The organism is Janibacter anophelis NBRC 107843 (assembly GCF_001570945.1).
Classification (GTDB): Bacteria; Actinomycetota; Actinomycetes; order Actinomycetales; family Dermatophilaceae; genus Janibacter; species Janibacter anophelis.
Genome location: NZ_BCSQ01000123.1, coordinates 1 through 649, shown reverse-complemented (window position 1 = coordinate 649; position 649 = coordinate 1). Strand labels below are relative to the sequence as shown.

1 protein-coding gene is annotated in these 649 nt (G+C 68.1%); it reads right to left on the bottom strand.

From position 1 onward, the window contains the following. Positions 1-408: 408 nt before the first annotated feature. The coding region (locus tag JAN01S_RS17300; RefSeq protein ID WP_084360338.1) for a hypothetical protein at positions 409-649 on the bottom strand (241 nt) is incomplete at its 5' end.

The following is a 649-nucleotide window of genomic DNA, read 5'->3' as shown; positions in this document are numbered from 1 at the left end:
GGGGGGGGGGGGGGGGGGGTCTTCGATGCTGTGGCTGCTGGCCTCCGGCACACCGATGACGTGAAGACCCCGCACGTGCCGAACACGCCGAAGGATCACGCGGTGGCCGCGCCCACGTCCACTACCAGGACCAGGTCAGCGACCGCGCTACACCACTATCGGGGACTTAACTCCGTTCTTCGGCGATCTCTCTGTATCGGCGCAAGGGCACCCTGCCCACAGCCGACGGCCTCGAGGGCAGCCGTGCGTGGTGGTGGGTGGCCACCATCGAAGCGTGGGGGGCCGCACGCGAGCTGCACTGGTGCCGCGAGTGCGCGCACGCCTTCGTCGCCGTGTCAGGGCTGAAGGAGCACAGCACCCGCATCCACGGGTGCTGACGGTCCGTCGTGTGGCCCTCGGCGGTCCGGCTCAGCTGAAGTGTTCCTTGAGACGTTTCGTGTCATCGGGAGCCCCCACGTCTGAAGCGTCGAGTTCGCCCGCGGCGGACTTGCCGTACACGTAGATCCCGACGTTGCCTTGCGTGGGGACCCCAGCGATCGCGCGCAGGCAGTTCTCGTACACGGTGCGCGCTTCGTTCGGGTCGTCGGGCAGGCCGATCTCGCCATCGAGCCACCACCCTGAGGTACCTCCGTTGGTCTCGACCGTGATG